The 19,255-nt window shown below is 70.2% G+C and carries 17 protein-coding genes; 13 read left to right on the plus strand and 4 right to left on the minus strand.

The features are described 5' to 3' along the window. Positions 1–319: 319 nt before the first annotated feature. From L3i22_RS30170 to L3i22_RS30190, 5 genes are all read left to right on the plus strand, one after another. Entirely contained in the window at positions 320–739 is a 420-nt protein-coding gene (locus tag L3i22_RS30170; protein ID WP_221320901.1) for a hypothetical protein, read from the plus strand. 273 nt (positions 740–1,012) lie between these two features. Continuing rightward, entirely contained in the window at positions 1,013–2,596 is a 1,584-nt protein-coding gene (locus L3i22_RS30175; protein WP_255658728.1) for an integrase, read from the plus strand. Positions 2,597–2,649: 53 nt separating this feature from the next. Next, the gene (locus L3i22_RS30180) at positions 2,650–4,329 is read left to right on the plus strand and encodes a hypothetical protein (protein ID WP_221320902.1); all 1,680 of its coding nucleotides are present in this window, start codon (positions 2,650–2,652) and stop codon (positions 4,327–4,329) included. Next, the gene (locus tag L3i22_RS30185) at positions 4,326–6,482 is read left to right on the plus strand and encodes a hypothetical protein (RefSeq protein WP_221320903.1); all 2,157 of its coding nucleotides are present in this window, start codon (positions 4,326–4,328) and stop codon (positions 6,480–6,482) included. The genes L3i22_RS30180 and L3i22_RS30185 overlap by 4 nt, the downstream gene beginning before the upstream one ends. Then, positions 6,479–6,919, plus strand: coding sequence for a hypothetical protein (locus tag L3i22_RS30190; RefSeq protein ID WP_255657264.1), 441 nt, complete (start codon positions 6,479–6,481; stop codon positions 6,917–6,919). Before L3i22_RS30185 ends, L3i22_RS30190 begins: the two co-directional genes overlap by 4 nt. A gap of 535 nt (positions 6,920–7,454) precedes the next feature. Here the strand turns inward: L3i22_RS30190 and L3i22_RS30195 are convergent. Next, a complete protein-coding gene (locus L3i22_RS30195) occupies positions 7,455–7,748 on the minus strand; it encodes a hypothetical protein (protein WP_221320904.1) in 294 nt (97 codons plus the stop codon). A 66-nt stretch (positions 7,749–7,814) separates the two neighbouring features. Next, positions 7,815–8,261 (minus strand): Hsp20/alpha crystallin family protein, encoded by a 447-nt coding sequence (locus tag L3i22_RS30200; protein WP_221320905.1) that lies wholly within the window; start codon positions 8,259–8,261, stop codon positions 7,815–7,817. Positions 8,262–8,384: 123 nt separating this feature from the next. Between L3i22_RS30200 and L3i22_RS30205 the strand changes: the two genes are divergently transcribed. From L3i22_RS30205 to L3i22_RS30240, 8 genes are all read left to right on the plus strand, one after another. After that, positions 8,385–9,044, plus strand: a complete 660-nt coding sequence (locus L3i22_RS30205) for a hypothetical protein (protein WP_221320906.1) — start codon at positions 8,385–8,387, stop codon at positions 9,042–9,044. Positions 9,045–9,122: 78 nt separating this feature from the next. Further along, positions 9,123–9,803, plus strand: coding sequence for a hypothetical protein (locus L3i22_RS30210; protein ID WP_221320907.1), 681 nt, complete (start codon positions 9,123–9,125; stop codon positions 9,801–9,803). Continuing rightward, a complete protein-coding gene (locus L3i22_RS30215; protein WP_221320908.1) occupies positions 9,800–10,153 on the plus strand; it encodes a hypothetical protein in 354 nt (117 codons plus the stop codon). The genes L3i22_RS30210 and L3i22_RS30215 overlap by 4 nt, the downstream gene beginning before the upstream one ends. Further along, complete coding sequence (locus L3i22_RS30220; protein ID WP_221320909.1) at positions 10,146–10,892, plus strand: hypothetical protein; 747 nt, start codon at positions 10,146–10,148, stop codon at positions 10,890–10,892. The genes L3i22_RS30215 and L3i22_RS30220 overlap by 8 nt, the downstream gene beginning before the upstream one ends. A gap of 87 nt (positions 10,893–10,979) precedes the next feature. Next, positions 10,980–11,336: a hypothetical protein gene (locus tag L3i22_RS30225; RefSeq protein WP_221320910.1), complete on the plus strand. Its 357-nt coding sequence runs from the start codon at positions 10,980–10,982 to the stop codon at positions 11,334–11,336. A gap of 504 nt (positions 11,337–11,840) precedes the next feature. After that, positions 11,841–12,890, plus strand: coding sequence for a hypothetical protein (locus L3i22_RS30230; RefSeq protein ID WP_221320911.1), 1,050 nt, complete (start codon positions 11,841–11,843; stop codon positions 12,888–12,890). 686 nt (positions 12,891–13,576) lie between these two features. Further along, positions 13,577–14,518 (plus strand): hypothetical protein, encoded by a 942-nt coding sequence (locus tag L3i22_RS30235; protein ID WP_221320912.1) that lies wholly within the window; start codon positions 13,577–13,579, stop codon positions 14,516–14,518. A 1,062-nt stretch (positions 14,519–15,580) separates the two neighbouring features. Further along, positions 15,581–17,068, plus strand: a complete 1,488-nt coding sequence (locus L3i22_RS30240) for a hypothetical protein (protein ID WP_221320913.1) — start codon at positions 15,581–15,583, stop codon at positions 17,066–17,068. 358 nt (positions 17,069–17,426) lie between these two features. Here L3i22_RS30240 and L3i22_RS30245 read toward each other — a convergent pair whose 3' ends face one another. Next, positions 17,427–18,740, minus strand: coding sequence for a hypothetical protein (locus L3i22_RS30245; protein WP_221320914.1), 1,314 nt, complete (start codon positions 18,738–18,740; stop codon positions 17,427–17,429). After that, the gene (locus L3i22_RS30250) at positions 18,737–19,111 is read right to left on the minus strand and encodes a hypothetical protein (protein WP_221320915.1); all 375 of its coding nucleotides are present in this window, start codon (positions 19,109–19,111) and stop codon (positions 18,737–18,739) included. Before L3i22_RS30250 ends, L3i22_RS30245 begins: the two co-directional genes overlap by 4 nt. Between the last annotated feature and the right edge of the window lie 144 nt (positions 19,112–19,255).

Below are 19,255 nucleotides of genomic sequence, written 5' to 3' on the forward strand. Positions count from 1 at the left end.
CCGCCATGGCGTAACTGCGAACTGAGGCACTGCGGCCCGCGCAACACATGGATCACCGCATCGGCTCGGTGACGACCGCTCGGGATGGCCGCGCCGGGACGCCTCGCCCGGGCTACTCGAACGCGACGGCAACTGGCTGCGTGCGGGCCGTGCTAAATCGTCGGCACAGTCAGCCCGATGCCTTCTCGGCTCGCCGGACGTGACGGAGACGAGTTGGCATCTGTCGACCGAACAGTGCTCCATTTTCTCGGATGTAAGGGTATCATTATAGGCATCAGCCGGGGTTGCCCGGTCCATTCCCCCTGCGAGGAGTCCGGCCATGGGCGAAGCGCTCGCCAGCTACCAGCACGCCGACGAGGTTCAGGTCCTGACCGAGCGCATCCGGCACGCGCACGCCGACGCGCATGCCGACGCGACTCAGTACGCCCGGGCCATCGACGCCATGGGCCTGCCGCCGAGGTCGCAGGCGCCCTTGCTGGTCGCCGCTCACCGGCGCCTGGCCACCGGGCCCCTCGCCGAACTCGGGCATCCGGACCAGGTCGCCGACGACGTGCTCACCGCAGGGTTCTACACCGCCCGCGACATCGACTGGGCCGCCACCGCCGTGCAGGTCACCGAGGTTACCGGCGGCTGGTACCTCTGGCTGAACGACGGCCTCAGCGGGCACGGCATGACGGTGCCGGACGAGGATGTCACCCTCGCGCACCGGTCGCTGCCCGTCGAGACGCGACGCTCGTGACCAGGCTGCCGCACCTGGCACCGACCGGCGTCCACACCCCGCCGCCGGTGCACAGCCCGAACGTCACCCAGCTGAGCTTCGACAACGCGCTGTTCGATGCCGGGTGGTGCCAGCGCACCACCCGGCGCGTCCAGTCCTGGCGGCACATCAGCGAGGGCGGCTTCAACCAGCGCCGCTACAGCGTCCTGACGATCTCCGAGGAGGTCGCCCGGGCGTTTGTGCTGCTGCACCACTACTCCCGCTCCATCGGTTCCCTATTGAATCTGCGTGTCGATGCAGCTCACGCAGAGGATGGTCATGCCTGGTTGGCGGGTGTTTTGGGTGCCGCAAGAGCACGTGGGCGGCGGTGTCCGGCGAGCGGTTCTGGACGGGTGGGGAGATCTTCAGGAGCGTGAGGAGGCGGCTGGCGTACGTGCTGGTGACCCGATCTTCCTCTCGCCCGACCATCGCGTTGATCCCCTGCTTGGCGCGTACGTCCGATCGAGGACGTTCCGCAGGTACACGGCGGAGACGAAGCGGAACTACGCCACGGACCTTTCGCTGTTGCTGACGTTCCTGTGGCGCCGTGGGCGTGGGTGGGCCGCGGCGCGATCGCGTGATCTGACCGATTTCGAGGACTGGCGCCGGTTCGCGGAAGCGAATCCGAAGCGGATCGGCGGCTCGAAGTGGGATCGGGAGCAGGCGGCGTTCTACTCGCTCTACAAGTGGGCGAAGGACAACGGGCACGTGACCAGCATCCCGGTGTCGACGGTGCAGAGCCGGGATTATCACGGCAGCCTGGTGACGACGCCGACGCGGTCGAAGGACGCGAGGCCGGCGAACGTGCATTGGCTGACGCCGCGGACCTGGCGGCGCTGGATCGATGTGGGGCTGCGCGGGCACACCGCGGCCGGGGTGGTCGAGTCGGGGTGGGCCGGCCGTACCGAGGATCGCAACGTCGCGTTCGTGCGTCTGCTGGTCTCGTCCGGCCTGCGGCGGGCCGAGGGCGGTGCCCTGCTGACCTTCGAGGTTCCGCAGCGGCGGTTGGAGGGTGGCCGCTACTACCGGGGGCAGGTCGCGGCCCAGGTGACGCGGGGCAAGCGGATGCGGACGTTCTACGTCGCGTCCGAGGCGGTCGGTGAGGTCGAGGTTTACGTCGAGTCGTCTCGAGCGCTGGCGGTGCGACAGGCTCAGCGTTTGGGCCGCTACGAGCATCTGGCGGGCATGCGGCTGGTCGACGAGGTCACGCGGGGGCTGAAACCGAAGGTCCGTTGGCATGACCGGCTGGGCGTCGAGGGTGAGCGGGAGCTGAACCTGCTGACGGCCGGCGAACGCGCGTTGCTGTTCACCGAGGGCCGACGGGGCCCGGAGCCATTGTGGTTGTGGTTGAACGAGCAGGGACTTCCGTTGGGGGTCCACTCCTGGGACGGGGTGTTCCGGGAGGCGAACCAGCGGTGCGCGCGGGTGTTGACGCCGCCGTCGCGGCTGGGCATGGATCCGCATCGGGTGTTCGCACCGTATGCCACACCGCACTCGGCGCGGCATTCGTTCGCGCTGTACATGCTGGTCGTCCTGGAGCGGCTCACGGATCTGCGCTATGGGCTGAGTCCGGAGGAACGCCGGGACTTCCGGCTGCTCTACGGTGATCCGTGGTTTCTGGTTCAGACCTTGCTCGGGCACGCCTCACGCGACACGACGGTCCGGCATTACCTGGCCCCGGTCGCCGACCTGCAGTTGCGATCGATGCTGGATGCGATCGACGTCCCGGCGCGGGCACCGATGCCGGAGCTGGACGACACGTTCGCGCGGATCGCCCGCGAGTCGGCGGGTATTCAGGACTTCGGCGACGAGATCACGCCGCCGGGAGCCGGGGCATGAACGGCCGAGGGAGCAGGGCGTCGACGCCTCCGGCCGATCACGCAGCGCCGGAGGTGTTGTCGGAGAACGGGCTGCTCGTTCGTCACCACAACCGGCGCGGCATGGTTCGGTCCTATGACTTTTCCACCTTGCCGGTTGCCGAGCCGCTGCAGCGGTCATTGGCGGTCCTGTTCGCGGCGCGCTGTGTTCCGCACCGCTGGTCGGTGCACGCCAGCTCGCAGAGCCATTGGTATTGGGTGAAGGCGTTCGCCGAGCTGGTGGCGACGGTGCAGCAGCCGCCGGCCGATCTGGACGAGCTGACGGCCGCGCACGTCAAGAGGTGGCGGCTCGGTGCCGGGAGCGCGGCCGGCTACCGGGCAGTCGTCCAGCTGCTGCGCCAGGACCCGCGGTTGCGGTCGGGGCCCGCGGCCGATGAGCTGGGCCGCAGGGTCGCGGTGCCGGCCTCCAAGGTCCAGTCGTACGCGCAGGTCGACTTCGACCAGGTGAAGCTGGCCGCGCAACGGGATTTCCGGGCTGCGTTGCAGCGGATCCGCCGCAATGCCGCTTACCTGCAGCGGTGGCAGGCCGGGGCGTTCGATCCTGGCAGCCGCGAGTACGTAATCGGCGAGGCACTGGACCTGTTGGCCCGGACCGGCGATCTGCCGCGGACTCACAATCCCGTGAAGGACGGAACGATCCTCGGCCGATACCGCAGCGCCCTGGGCGGCTGCGGCTACGACGTGACGTGGAAGCGGCTGTTCCTGTCGTCGCGGGAGGCGGTGTCGTTGGGGGTGCTGCTGATGGCGACCTTCGGCTGGAACCTTTCGGTGATCGAAACAGCCGAGGTCCCGCGGGCGCTGCCGGACCAGGGCACGGACGGGCATCCGGTCTACCGGATACCGGTGGAGAAGTTCCGGCGGGGCCCGCGACTGCATTTCGAGACCAGGAACGTCGCCGACGACGGCGCAGCCTCCAAGGGACGCTTGATCACCGAGGCGTTGGAGGCCACCCGCTACGCCCGCACGGTGGTTGAGGAATTGGCCCCAGGCACAGACCGCCTGGTGGTCTGGCGGGCCGCCAAGCGCGGGCAACCGCGACGTGAGCTCGATCGGCATCCGCCGGTCGGGAAGTTCCGGTTCGGCATCGACAGCCAGACAACCACGAAGTGGGGCCGCGATTTCGGACTGGACGGGTCGCCGTTCCAGCGAGGGCGCCGCACCGTGCTGGTCGTCGACCGGCGGGAACCGGCCCAGCACAGCCAGGACACCCACGACCGCAGCTACGCACTGGTCGACAAGCGGGTCCAGGCCGAGGCGATCGCGGTCGTCGCCGCCGGCGCCGATGAGGCCGTCGAGAAGGCCCGCACGGCGACCCTGCAGGCACAGCTGGTGGCCGGACAGCTCGCCGGGGACGTGCCCACCGCGATCGCCGACTGCCAGGACCTGACGGCCAGCCCTTACCCTGCCGCCGATGGCCGCTGCGCAGCGTCGTTCCTGATGTGCCTGGGCTGCCCGAACGCACACATCCATCCCGGGCACCATCCCCGGCTCGCCTACCTGCACCAGGCTCTGAACGGACTGCGTTCGGCGTTGCCGGCCGCGACCTGGCAGGCCGACTGGGCGGACAGTCACACCCGCCTGGAAGATCTCCAAGGCAAGGTCGGAGCGGCAGTCTGGAACACTGCCCTGACTCACATCACCGACACCGACCGGGACACCGTCGGGCTGCTGCTGACCGGAGACCTGGACGCGTGACCGCCGCCGCCGAACCCGACCCCTACCTGCTCCCGCGACCTGGCCCGGACACGCCGGTCATCCGCGATGACCTGATCGTCGGCTCCAGCCATCGCGGCAACGCCCGCTACAGCGACCCGCAATGGCCCCTGGACCTGCTGTCGGGCAACCCGAGCGGCGCACGCACGTCCATCCTCTGGACCAAGTGCCCGGCGGTGTTCGAGGCCGAGCTTCGACTGGCCGCCTGGAACATGATCAACGGGCAGCTGCGGCCGAGTTTCGTCAAACGCAAGCAGCGCGGGGCGATGCGGCAGCGGGTAAGCGCCAGCCACCTCTACAGCACCGTCCTTACCTGGATGGACCTGGCGTCGTGGCTGGCCACGCAAGGCATCAGCACGCTCGCCGCCTGCGACCCGCACAAGTTGGACGCCTACGCGCGGCACCTTGCCGACTCCGGCGCCAGCCGGGGCAAGCTCGAGAAGGCCACGTCGGCGATCACACGCCTATGGGCCTTCGACCAGCTCAGCGCCCGGCCCTGCGGGATCGGACGCCCCCGGTGGGAAGACATCGGGATCGACGACTACCTGCCGGCCGCCACCCCCGGCGGTGAGAACGCCACCGAGCCGCTGGCCGAGGCCACGATGGGACCGCTGCTGATCTGGGCGATGCGCGTGGTCGACGACTTCGCCGACGACATCCTCGCCGCCTCGGCGGAATACCGCCGCCTGATGACCGACGCGGCCAGCACGCCCGCCACACCGCACGGGCTGCAAGCGGTGCGGGACTTCCTGGCCCCGCGCGTCGAGGCCGGGCTACCGCTACCTGCTATTGCCATGAACGGCACGATGCGAGTGGCCAGGCACTACATCGCCGACAGCGTCGGCGCGCAGGTCCGCCAGGTCGACCAGGTCCTCGAGACGCTGCTGCAGAAACGGCAGCGGGGAAAGACCATGCGCCGACCCCAACGGGGACCGTTCACGCTCAACCTGACCGGGCGGTGTCCGCTGGACACGCCGATCACAGGACGAATCTCTGGCCGTCCCTGGCGCCCGGCCATCGACATTGACGAAGCTCACACGCTGCTACGGCATCTGGGCACTGCGGCGTTCATCGTGGTGTCTTACCTGACCGGCATGCGTCCCGGCGAGGTTCTCGGACTGCGGACCGGCTGCTGCCCCGATCCCGACCCGAACGCCAGATCGAGACACCACCTGATCCGCGGCAACGAATACAAGACCGCGCTCGACGAGGACGGCAACCACCTCTCGACCGGGATCGAGCGAGGCGTCCCGTGGGTCGCGATCACGCCGGTGGTCAACGCGATCCGGGTCCTGGAACGCATCGTGCCGCCCGGAGCTCTGCTGTTCGACGCCGCGGCACACAGTTCCTCCGAGCTGCGGTCACCAGCCGCAGGAGCGATCAGGAACTCGACTCTTCGCGACCGGATCGAGTCGTTCGTGGCCTGGGCGAACGAGTTCGCCGCAGCGCACGCGCTCGATCATGAGCTCATCCCGCTCGACGCGCATGGGCCCATCGGGACCAGGCGTTTCCGCCGCACGCTGGCCTGGCACATCGCCCGACGGCCGGGCGGGCTTGTCGCATTGGCCGTCCAATACGGGCACCTGCGCACTGCTGTCTCCGGCGCGTACGCCTCCCGAGGCCGCGGCGGCATCGACGACCTTCTGGACGTCGAAACCGTCCGCGCTGTCGCCGACACGGTCGCCGACCTGGGCGAGCATCTCCAAACCGGCGGCGGGGTATCGGGACCCGCAGCCCGTCACGCCATCAAGACCGCCGTAGCGGGACCGGCCTTCGCCGGCGTGGTCATCAACGCCACCACCGCACGCCGGCTGGCCGCGAACCAGGACATCATGCTCTACGAGAACCCGAACGCGTTCCTGCTCTGCCGGTTCCGCCGCGAGCAGGCACTCTGCCAACGCGATGACACCAGCGACGTGCCGCGGCTGGACCGGTGCCGCCCGGAGTGTGGAAACGTTGTTCGTACCGACCGCCACGCCCGCCAACTACGCGATCACGCGGACAACCTCGATCTCCGCGGAGCCCACGCGCCTGGCCCGCTCGGCGACCGGCTCCGCGGCAACGCTGCCAAGCTGCGAGCCTTCGCCGACCACCACGACCGCACTCGCGTCACGCTGCAGGAATCCACAGCATGAGCGACCCACTCGATGAACGGGCCCGCATCCGCGAGGCCATGCAGCGTATCTTCGACGGAACCCCACACCGTTCCACCGGCGGGCTGACGATCGTCGCCCTCGCGCAGGAGGCGGGAGTACCTCGTAATGCCCTCACCCAGCGGCACACCGACCTGCGCAACGAGTTCTACGAGACAGTGAAGCAACGCGGCGGTCTACCCGATGTCGAGGTTCGGCTGCGCAATCAGATCGCGAAGCTGAAGAACACCGTCGCGAACAAGGACACCGAACTGGCCCGACTACGCTGCGACGTCCCCGCGCTGGTCCGGGTGGTCAACCAACTCACCGCCGAGAACGCCGAGTTGCGCGAGGCGCTGCGGATGCCGCCGGCCAATGTCGTGCCCTTGCATCCCGCTGACCGCGGTCTTCGCGCAGAGGACCAGGACGGCGACGGCTGATGTCCGTGAAGCGGAATCGCTATCTCCGCTGGCCTGGGCAGGGGGATCCAGGTCAGGCGATTGAGTCGATCATCCGACCGCGGGCAGCGGGCCGACTCGTCGAACCGCAAGAAGCGGCATCAGCCGGGCCCTCACACACCGTTACCTTCGAGGCGGGGTCTGGCGACGACGCAGGTCAGCGACCCGGGGGTGATCGACGAGCCGTGGCCAGCGAACCATGCGAGGCCGGTGGCGCCGATCAGCCGATGCCGAGGAAGGCGGCTTCGGCCCTCCCCGGCATCTGCTTGTCCATTGAGCTATCGCGGCCAGGTTTGGCGGCTGGGGCCGCGTGCTCGATCAACATCTCGGTATCGCGTTCGTCCCTCCTTTCTTCTTCTTCGCCGTGTCGCCTCTTGGGGCCGACGTTCTCGTGTCGGCCCCAAGAGCGCGGCGGGGAGGTGGAATCAGGGCTCGGGGACGTGTTGGCCGTTCGGGGGAGCTGACAACGTCCAGGGCCACGGGACTTGCGCGGGTCGGCCCCTCGCCCCGGGGCGATTCAGGGCGGTGACCGCGGGTTGTTGCCGGCGGCGCCGGGCGGGCGCCCGTCGTTTGCTGCCGGTGTCGGCGAGGTGACCGGTCGCGGTGGGGAGGGTGCCGGCTGGGCGCCGGACGGGGCGGGTGGCGCCGGGGGCGGCGGCGGTTCGTCGAAGCTGGCGCCGATCAGGGCGTCGAACTCGGCGCGGACCAGGTCGGGGTCGCCGCAGATGAGTTCGGTGAACGCTTCGTCGAAGCCGCGGTCCCACTCGGGGGACAACGCGGTGCCCGCCTGCGCTACAAGATTGCTGGTCATGCCGGTCACCACCCGCCACGTCCGGTTCTTACTGAGGAGGGAAGCTGGCCTTGGCGAACCGCCAGGTCAGCCGGTGATCACCTTCTGCTCGGTGTGGTCGCGGCCGGCCACGCTGATCTTGCGGGGCTTGGCCTTCTCGGCGATCGGGATCCGCACGACGAGCACACCGTTGTCATAGGCGGCGTCGATGTGGTCGGTGTCCAGCGCGTCGCCGAGGAACAACTGCCGGGAGAACACCCCCAGCGGGCGTTCGCTCAGCTGGACCGTGGCCCGCTCACCCAGGTCGATCGGGCGACGCTCGGCGCGCACGGTCAGCACGTTGCGTTCCACGTCGATGTCGATCGCGTCGGCGTCCACACCGGGCAGATCGAACGCGATCACGAACTGGTCGCCGTTGCGATACGCGTCGGCCGGCATCGCCGTCGGACGTGACCAGGTCCCGGTCGCCGGCACCCCGAACAACTGCTGGGCGAGCCGGTTGACCTCGGTGAAGGGTTCGCTGCGCATCAACATGGTTCCCACCTCCTGCGGTCTCGACTTGATGGTCAATGCGCGATACCGTTTTTCTAACACGTCATCGCGGCGATGACAAGCATTTCGTCATCGAAAAGATGACGCGAGAGCGGAAGGGGACGCATGCCCGACACACCCGCCACCAGCACAGGCCCACCGCCCCAACGCCACGATCTCGCCGAGGTCGTCGCCGCGGTCGCCGCCACCGCGCGGGCGGTCGCGCAGCCCGCCGCCGACAACCCGACCAGCAGCGCCGACCTGCTCGACGCCCTGGTCCTACTGCGCCGAGCCCAGACCGAACTCGCCGGCCTCGAACCGATCCTGATCGCCGCCGCCCGCGCCGCCGGGATCTCCTGGCAAGCCCTCGCGCCCGCCCTGGGAGTGGCCAGCCGCCAAGCCGCCGAACGCCGCTACCTGCGCAGCACCGCCGGCCCCACCGGCCAACCGGACGCCACCCGCGACGAGCGCGTGCAAGCCGAACGCGACCGCCGTGCCGGCAACCGCGCCGTCGACCAATGGGCCAACAACAACGCCGCCGACCTACGCCGCCTCGCCGGCCAGATCACCGCCCTGACCGACCTCGACTCCGCCGCCACCACCGACCTCGCCCAACTCCACCACGCCCTCGGCGACACCGACGCGACCGCCCTGCCCCAACTCCTCGCCGCGACCCACCAACACCTGCCCGACCACCCCGACCTCGCCGCGCAAATCGACACCATCACCGGCCACACCGACCAGATCCGCCGCGAACACCCACGCCGCACAGGGAACACCACATAAACCCAGGCCAGACCGATAACGTGAGCCGACCCCAGATCAATCACGTGAGCGCCCACAAGAACAGTCCGACACGCCCACTTGACAGGGAACTACCCGGCCGGCCGCCTGGCGTACGGCATGTTCGAGGGCCACCACCTCGTCGGTGTGGCGGTGCTCGGCGAGCCGATGCACCCGCGGGTCATCACCAAACCGCTGCCGACGCTCGACAACCGCACCGCCGCCGAACTGTCCCGGGTGGTGCTCCTCGACGAGGTGCCGGCCAACGCCGAGTCGTGGTTCGTGCGCCGAGTCTTCCGGGACGCGGCCACCCAAGGCCTGCGCGGGATCGTCGCGTTCTCCGACCCGATGCCCCGCCCGCAGATCGGCATGCCCGGACACGTCGGGCACTTCTACCGTGCACTCGGCCTGGACTACTGCGGCCGCGCCACCCGGCGCACGCTCTCGTTCCTGCCCGACGGCACGGTGTTCTCCGACCGCTCCGCCCAGAAGATCCGAGGCGGTGAGCAGGGTGCCGCTGGGCAGATCCGGCGGCTCGTCGCGCTCGGCGCGACCCCGCCGCCGCCCGGCCTCGCCGACGCCGGCTGGCTCCGCGACGCCTTCGACGAGGTGCGCGTTCGGAAGGTCCGGCACCACGGCAATCACCGCTTCGTCGCCCGCACCGGCGACCGCGACGTCCGCCGCTGCACACCGCTCGGTCTGGCCAGTGAGCCCTACCCGCTGGCCGCCGACCCCACCCCCAAGGAGCTGATCAACGCATGAACAACCCGATCGCCGAGGCATTCCGGCTGCTTCGCACCATGCACCCGACCGCGACCCGGATCGTGGTCGAGGACACCGAGGAGACGATCTGGCTGTGGGCCGTCCGCGGGCCCGCCGACGAGCTGCTGTGGTTCGACCAGGACAACTACGGCCATCACCCCGACGCCGACGCTCTCTGCGGCAGCCCCGAGTTGGACTACGCCCCCGAGGTCATCAGTGAGGTGGTGAACCTGCTGCTGAGGGGGCCCTACCCGAACGCCTTCGACGAGGCCTTCACCACCGACTACCTGCGGCTCCGGTACCCCGAGGATCGAACGCTGCTCAGCCTGAGGGCAGCTTCCAGTGGTTGATCACGACCATGTCGAAGCCGCAGGGTCCGTGACCTTGCGCAATCCGACCGGGCCGCGGCCTCGTCCCGCCGACGCGGCCCGGTCCGGCGGCCCCGAATTCGTCGCGGTCGAACCCGGCTGGTGGGCAGTCTGCGTGTTCGGACTGCTCACCAAGCTCGGGTTCGAGCACCTCGACTTCCCGCATTACTGGGGTCGCCGCGGAGACGGCACCGCATGGCGGGTCGCCCGCCACGGCGACGTCCCGGACGGCACGTTCATCTTCACCAGCTGGCAGGAAGCCCGCGACACCGTCACCCAGGTGTACGGCGACGTGCAGAACCTGCGCCCGCTCATGGGGTGGATCGAAATCCCTTCCCAGAGCCAACGGATGCGCGCCGCCGATCGGCGCGCACCACGGTCCCGTCGGCCGGGCGACATTTACGCCTCCCGATCGGATCTGGCGCTCTCCCGGCGGATGTCACCGGACTCGTTCGCCGAGTACGTTGCCGTCGAGACCGCGCTGGGTGATTCATTCCAGCAGGACAAGCCCCTCGCCCTGGTCGAGGCGGCGCCGGGGCCCGGCAGTTTCGACGTGCACTGGCTGACCTGCCCGCAATGCGGTGTTCCGGTCCTGGCCAGCACTCGCGAGCCGCACCGGGCGTGCCCCGCACATGCCGCACGAGGCGCCTGGAATCTGCCGCGGCCGCGGCGCGCGGGCAACCGCCGATGCGTCCAGGCCAAAGCGCTGTTCGAGACCTGACCTGTGTCCCGGCCCGGAGCGCCGGTGCGCTCCGGGCCGGCTCACCTCACGACATCCGATATCACCACACCAGGAGGGAAAACCATCATGGACGACCGCGACGAACGGATCGCGTTGCCGATCGAGCTGCCGCACGGGGTGAGCGCGCCCCTGTCGACGCACGCCGCGGGCCAGGCCATCGCGCTGCGCGGCAGCCGCAACGAGGTCGAGACACTACTGGTCAAGGCGCTGGCCGACCTCACCGGCGACTCGATGATCGCGGAGTTGACCGCCGACGAGATCGTGTGCGTGATCCGGACTCTCGGCGAGTGCAGCGCCATCGGTCTCGACGTCGACCTGGTCGACGAGTTGAGCGAGCGGCAGCAAACCGTCGCCGACCGGGTCGGCCAGCTGTGGTCAGCTGACGTCCACGGCCACGACATGAACGCCGGCGAGCCGCGATGAGCTCAAATGGCTGGTGGAGATCGTTTGTGACGGTCCCGGCGCTGCTGCGTGCCCGGACTCCGCTGCACGTGCGGACTATGGGTCCGCCAAAGAGGTACGCGTCCTGATTTGCGAGCAGGGCTGAGCGGGGCGGGGCTCCCGGGCGGCAACGACCGATGCCCGCAGTGCCGCAGTGCAACGCAGTCGACGGCGCGGGACCTCGAGTCCCGATGGATGCGCGGGCCCGCCCGCAGGAGCAGCACAAATGTGTAAGGAGAGTGCAGGATGATCCGCTCACCGCGGTGATCCCGGATCCGGGCGGCGGCCGCCGATACACTCCAGGCACGCTCCTGGGCGGTGCCACCGCTCGAGGACCCTGGTCGCGGCAGGCGGGCCGGCCCGGGGCGGAGCCTGATCCGTGGATGGTGTGGGGAGCCGATGAAGACCTGGGATGTCGACGGCCGGACCGCCACCAATAGGGCCGGCGCCGCCGAGCATTTGGGCCTCAGCCCGGCCACGATCGACATGTACGCGTCACCGACCGGTCAGCGCCGCTACGGGTTCCCGGCGCCGCTACCCGGCGGGGCCGGCCTGCCCCAGCTGTTCGACCTGCAGGCGCTCGAGGCGTTCGCGGCGGACCGGCGGCCCGGCCGTCAGCAGGCGCCCGGGGCCGGCCAAGCCGACACATCCGCTCAGAGCGCAGGAGCACCTGACGACCTGGTCGACTCTCGCGGTTTCGCGAAATTGATTGGCGTCAAACCCGACACTTTTCACCGGTACCTAACCGACTCCTGGACGGCCTGGAATCAGGACCGCGAGGGGTATCTGCCGCGGCCGGACAACTGGCCGGGCCGGGCTGCGAGCCTGACAGATCAGGTCACCGAACGGCTGCCGGAGGTCGCGACCCGGTGGGCGACGGACAGCGGTGAAGTGGTCAACGAGGCGGCCGTCGCCGCTCGCCTGGGACGCGACCTCACGACGGTGCGCCGCTATCGGTCCGCCTCACACCGGCCGCAGGACTTCCCTGGGCCGGTCCAGGGCCGACTCGACGGACAGGTGGTGTACGAGGCGGCCGCTGTTGACGCCGTGGCCCCCGCCGGGCCGGCCCGGCGCGGGCGCCCCCGTACGCCGGCGCTGATCTTCTGCGCGCGGACCCCGGCACGGCGGCTGGTCAATCAGCCCGGTATCGGCCAACTGATGGGGGTCGCACCTGCCACGGTCGTCCGCTACGCGACGTCGGAAACGCACGGCTTCCCGAACCCGGTGGAAGGCCCGGTCCAGCACGGACCGTGGTACGAACTCTCCGACGTTCTCGTGTTCGCGGCCCAGTGGGCGACGACGCATCCGATGTGGCTGCGATCCACTGTCGCTGCGTGGTCGTCCGGCGACAGGAAACGCACCGGCGGCCGGAAACCGGGCCCCCGTCCCACGGCCGCCGATCTGCGGGCCGTGCTGGCTGATGCCGAGACAGCCGGCGAGCAGCTAACCGTCGCGGAGGTCGCCGGGCGGCTCAGCGAGCGGTTGGGCACCGACGTCAGCGCGCAGGTGGTCCGCCGGCTCAAACGGGCGCTCTGAGTCTCCTCGGCACGGTGGCGCTACCGGTAGCGGTTGGCACTACGGCCCTGGTCAGGCGCATTCCGGCTGAAGCGACCGTGGGTAGCGACACCGTCCTGACCGGCTGCACCGATCACACCGCCGGCCCGCACACCGCGCCGGGCCAGCCGTGTCCGGCCTCGTTCCTCCACCAGCGCACTGATCACCGAGACCGGGCTGCGCCGCGACGTCGTCTACGAGCACCCGGAACTCGTCGACGAGTTCAAGGCCGGGATCAGGGCCCAGTACTCCGCCCCGGTGGCGTTCCAACACCCTCACCGCCCAGAACACCGCGCTCGCCGCCCCTAAGCAGCAGCTGGGTGAAGAGCAGGCGACCGCGAGCACCCTGCGTAAGGCGTTCGCGGAGCTGTCGCTGGAACTGAAGCAAGCCCGCGAAGAGCTCGCCGACATCAGCGAGGTGATCCCGCTGCACCGCCCCGGCCGCGACGGGACGCGCTGACACATCCATGCCCTTGGGCCCGGCCGCCCGGCGGCGTAAACTGCGCGGTGGCACGGCTACGCGTGCCCGCTCCGAGTCATGCCGGCCCACGTCCGGCACGGCGGCGAAGACAAGGTTCCCACCCGAATCGCGTAGCAGCGTTTCGCCAGGTCAGTCATGTACCCACGGCGGGACCGGACGTGGGACGTCCCGTGAGACGGAGCACATGATGACCCGTAACCGCCGCCGCAAGACCGCAATCCGCGCCCGGCAGGCCGAGACCGGAACCCCGTACCTGGTGGCCCGCCGGCAGCTCGCCGAACCCGCTTCGGCCGCACCGGCGTCTGCCATTAAGCCGCCCGCCGGAGTCGAGATCCTCCCTCCCCTGGCCTCCTGGACCCGGCCGCATGACTGCCGCTGGTGGGCCGAGACGACAGCCGCCCACGGCCCGCTGATGGCCGTGACCATCAGCGGCGCCGACCGCTGGTGGGAGCTGGACGACTTGGCCCGGGAGGTCGCCGGCGCGATACAGGACCGCCCGGCCCAGGAGCGAGGCCTGTGGACCAACCACGGCCGGTACTACGTGACCAAGCGGGAACACCTGGCCGGCATCGCTGCGGCCTTGGACGCCGCCGGCGCGCTGCCGCGGCTGACCGTCCGCGCCGTTCCTGACGCGTCTCGCTGCGAGCACACCAGCTGCCGCCGTCGCCGCGGCGAGCCGCCTGTCCAGGGCACCGCCATACGCCGGCCAGCCACGCCGCCGTCAGTGGTGTTCGGGCCGATGCCCAGCCTCACCGAGGTGATGGAACAGCACCCGCTGCTCACCTACTTCGGCTTCGGCGTGTCCTGGCGCCGGGGTCAGACGGCCGAGGAACGCCGAGCCGAGCTCGCCGACGGGCGCACCATGCTGGCTCGGTACGAGGATTCGGTCCGGGAGATCGCCGACTGGCTGCGGGACAACGTCACGCCGATCAAGACGCCCACGGTCGGCAGCTACGGCATGAAGCACGTGGTCGAGAACACGATCGGCCGGTACGTGTCCAACGGCGAGTTGATCGCCGCAGCCCTGATCGCCGGCTACCCCCACCGGCACATCGACGGCCCGAACGCCGATTTCGGCATGAGCGCCCGAGACGTCGACCGGCTCCGCAAGGCGGCACGCACTGCCTGAGACTGCGGCTTTCGAGGTTTCTGACGTCTGGCCCCCGTGCAACCCTCGGGTTCTGCGTGGGGGCCAGTTCAGAGCGGTGCGGCGAAACACCGAAACCACATCTGATCAGGCTGGCACGCCGCCTGTAGATGCTGCCACGGGCTGAGCAGCACCCGTTCCCCGCGCCGAGCGGCCGGAGCGGTCGGGCACCGTCGTGGGCGCTCGACCGGGTTGACGAAATCCGGGAGTGGAACGTCAACCGGCCGGGGCAAGGCGTGGGCGGTGGGCGTCCCCGCGTCGTGAGCCCGACCGAACAGCCCTCGACCGGCCCGAGTAGCCCAGGCAGTCGCTGCCGGCGCTTCCCGCATGCCGGAGCCACGGAACGCTCCGAGTCAGCCTCCCGGCACTCCGCCCCCCTGAGGTATCACCCCAGGTGCGGGTGCAGATCAACTGCGCGGCGTTGTCTTGACCTGGACACTACGGCCGGGCCCATCGCGGCGAGCGGTCGGCGAGACGGGCACACCACCGGCCCCGGGGATTCCGCCGTGCCGCACCCCGCGGCGGCTACCGCGAATGCGCTGCTGGCTGGCACATCAAGCGTCATTCAGGCGGCCCGCCCGGTCGTGCACCGTCGGCTGCGCCCGCAGCGATGTAGCGGCCGGGCAGCAGGTCCCTTCCCCGGGTGCGTGCCGGCTCCGGGCCCGCCGCTCGCCCCGGATGCGGTCGCCGACGAACGCCGGACCAGCGCCGCGCCTCGAACCCTGAGCGCACCCTGCGGGCACTGTCGGCTCCGGCGGGGCGGCGGCGGTGACCAGGCACCTGAGGCCACAGCGACGAGCGGACCCGGTGGGCGATGGCCTGTCGTTATACCTCGAGCACGCCCTGGTCACCGGGCGCCAGCCGGTCCGGATCGGATTCCTCCCCGCCCTGTAATTTCATCTAAGATAGGGGTATCATTATAGGCAGCGGGTGAGTTGCCGGTCAGGCCGGCGCTTGCTCTGCATCAGCTCCGGGTGGCCGTGCGCCGAGATCAGCTCCGCGCGGCCACCCGGCTCAAACACACCACGGGCGGGGAGTGACGGCATGGTGCTCAGGACCAGTTACCGGCGCGAAGGCGAGGCCGGCTGGGTGGGCGTGCTGCGCGACGGCCGGGCCCCGGTCGTTGAGTGCGGACATCGTCACCACCACCGCGACCTGTCCACCAGCCGGGGTGAGGCCGCCCAGGTGTGCGCCCGGATGATCCTGCGGGGCGCCGAGAACGACGCCGCCGCCCGCGACCGCGCCCACCGCCTGCGGACCGCGTGGCAGGCCCTCGCCTCGGCCGGAGGCTTCCACGTTCCGGTGTCCACGGTGGAGAGCGCCAAGTATCAGGGGTCGTTCGCCCGGCACGCGCGCACCTGCGCGGAGCGGCTCGCGGACCAGGTCCGCGCGGACGGCGATGACGTGCAGGTGCTCGTGCTTTCCGCGTTGCACGGCCTGGTCGCCCTGGACGACGTGCTGGATCCGTACGACGTCGAACTCGGCGATCCGGGCAGCATCACCCGCGACCAGCTCGCCGTCCAGGCCCAGTTGTACGGCCTCGACGGGGACGGCAGCACGGTGCAGTTGTTCCTGGCCAACGACTACGACCGGCTGCTGTCCGCGGCACTACAGAGTTTGTACGTCTACCCGCTGTCCGGGTTCGAGGGATGCGCCGGCAACGGCGAGCAGCGCCGGGTCTTGTCGCTGGCCAGCCGGCCCGACACCCCCGAGGCCGGCACCGGGTCCGCGGGGCTGCAGGTCTGGGTCGGCGCGGACGCCAGCGGCTTCGCCTGGGGTCAGAAGATTCTGGTCAACTACGGCCGGCTCCGTGAGGTGGTCACCCTGCCGGTCGCGCTCGCCGCCTGGGTGTGCGACAGCCGCGCCTTCACTGAGATCGGCCAGTACCAGGGGTGGCGGTTCACCGCCCGGCAGTACGCCGCCGATCTTCTCCGGTTCGCTGCCGAGATCGGCAAGCTGCAGTGGGCCGCGCCGATGGACTGGCCGGCGTCCGCGGCACTGCTGGCCATCACCGGGCTGACCGAAGACGTGCACCAGGACTACACCACGGACTCGGTGATCGAGCTGCGGCACCTGGTCGACGGGAAGGTACACATCATTCCGGTGGTCACCGGCACCACCCTCGACGGCTACCTTCGGCACGGCGCGAAGTACGCGGCCGCTGGCATCGACCTCACCCGGGAACCGCTGGTCGGGATCGGCGCCCTCGTCGGCCGGCCAGCGGCCGAAGCCGCCGCGATCGTGCGGGCCCTGCACGCGGCCGGTGTCACCAGGCTGCACGGGCTCGGCGTCAAAAACGAGGTCGTGGAACTGGTAGGACCACTGCTGACCAGTATCGACTCGGCCAACTGGAGCCGGGACGCCCGCTACGAGGTGGGCCGGTGCCCGCACGGTGAGGCATCCGGTGTCGTCTGGGAGGCCAACTGCCCGATCGCCGCGGCCGAGTTCGCGGCGGCGCAGCGTGACCTCGCCTCCGGGCGGCCGGTGCAGGAGATGTTGCCCCTGTTCGCTGGCATGGGTACGCCCCGATGATCGGCATGTCCGGAGCCAGGGCGCTGCGCACCGAGACCGATCTGCTGCGGACCCTCACAACAGGTACATACCGGCTGCAGGAATTGCACCAAGTTGCGGAACAGGTCAGGGTCGCCGACCGGCGCCGGCGGCCGCACGGTCATCCAGGACGGGCAGCAGCAGTACAAGCGGCCTGTCCGGTCCGCGTTGCAAGCGCCGCGGCGGCAGGGCCGGGCGCTTGCGCGAGGTGGCGCGGGCCTGGGCCCAGCCGCGCTTCCCCTGTTCGCGGCCGTAGGCGCCCCGCAGTTGCCGCGACGGCCAGCTGGTGAGGGCGCTGCGGCCCAAGCAGCCGCGCCGTCGCGCGCTCGGGTATCGGGTGTCACCGGCTCCTCGGCTGACGTCGCGCGGGGTACGTCTTCGACGGTGCCGGGTCGCGGGGTGCGGCTTCGCGGCGAGGGCGTGGCGGGCCCGGAAACGCCGTAGGGGCTGGGGAGCGCAGCCGGTTGAGGTGGGTGAGGTCGGCGGCCAGATCGGTGATCGGGGTGTCGGTGCGTGTGGCCGGGCGCCATAGCTGTGTGATCACGTAGATCAGTGATTGGTGGGGCCGTTGGAGGGTTTTCTCGTTGACGAGCAGGTTGCCTCGGGTGACTGCGGCGGGCAGGCCGTTGGCCAGGGCGCCGGCCAGCGACAGCAGGTGCGGGGCCAGCCGGGCGACCTGCGGAGAGTCGGGCTGTGACCTGGCGCTGTCGTCGGCGGGACGCAGCCAGCGGAGTACCTCGGCGAGTTCGTCGGCGACGGCCTGGTCCGGGCCGCAGGCCGGAATGCCGCGCAGTGCGGCGGCGCCGGATGCTGCAGCGCGCCACCACGGCTGCTCGGCTCTTCCTGCGTGGACGGCCGCGGTCAGGCCTAGCCGGGTCGCGATCTGCAGATGGGCTGCGGTGATGTCTTCAGGATGCCGCCGTAGCCAGAACTCTGCGGCGGTAACGGCAATGATGGCCTGGTCGGCGGTGTCGGCTGCCGGTGCCGGGTCGATTGGGTGCCGCAGCACGTCGAGGTCGTTGACGAGGTTTACGGCGGGTTCCGCGCCGTTGATCATTTGTCGGGCGGCAGCTTCAAGCGCGGCAGTCGGGTCACGCAGTGGTGGGGTGCCGTCGGCGGCGGTCGCCGATTCGTTGGTGAGGCCAACCCAGGCGGGCAGATGCTGGTCGACGGCGATCAAGGCGAGCGTCAGGTCAGCTAGGTCAGCGAGTGCGGCGGGTACGCCTGCTCCGGCCCGGATCGCGGCACCCTCTCGAGAGCAGGGGCGCTGACCTGGTGGTACGTGGCCGGCGAGAATGTCACCGATGACACCGACACCGTCGGCGGCGCGTTGCAGTAGCTGTACGCCGGGGTGAGCGTCGGCCGGGGCTGCGTCGCGGATCGTTCCGGCGGCGGCGCACAGCTGGTCGTAGAAGTCGGCGAGGCCGGGCTGCGGGCGGCGGCGGGTCTTGCCTTCCTGCGGTACGGACCATTTCTCTGATGGAGGGCCGTTAGTAAGCAGCGCGGTCGCCCGGGCCAGGCCGTTGTAGATTTTCGAGCGGGCGGCGAGGGCCGAGTAGCCGTCGGAGGGGGCCGCGGGTGGTTGTGCCCGGATGGCGCTGACTGCTGCGGTCAGGGCGGCGGCCACTTCGGTCCGCCAGTATCCGACCGTCACCCGAGCACTGCCAGCGCACGGCGCAGTTGGATGGATCCGGCCTCGTGTTCGAGGCGCTCGTCCAGGGAGTCGGTGCCGGTGGCTGCGCGCTGGGCGTGGTGGTCTGCAAGCTGTCCAACGAGCTGCTGTAGCAGGGCGCGGGTCGGCCCGTCGTCGTGCGGCGGGTCGGCCTGGACCTCGACTTGGACCTGGACGTAGAGCATTTGCTGCACAGCCAGGACATCCAGGCCGAACAGGTCCCAGGCGGTCGGGTCACCGGCAGCGAGGGTGCGCCATGCCCGCAGGGCTAGCGCCACCGCCGCCGCCAGCGCCAGCTCATTGCCGGCTTTCAGGTCCTCGATGACCGCCCGGGCGGCCTGCGTGAATTCCATAGTTGTGAGCCTGGGACACCTGCCTGCCAGGTGTCCATCCCCGCCGGCGTCTTCTGTGGACAATCCGGCGCCGTGGCTCGCAGTCGTGATGTCGGCGGCGCGGATCCACCACTGGCGCTACCCAGCGTGCATCTGCCGGTTGTA

Source organism: Actinoplanes sp. L3-i22, from assembly GCF_019704555.1.
Lineage (GTDB): Bacteria > Actinomycetota > Actinomycetes > Mycobacteriales > Micromonosporaceae > Actinoplanes.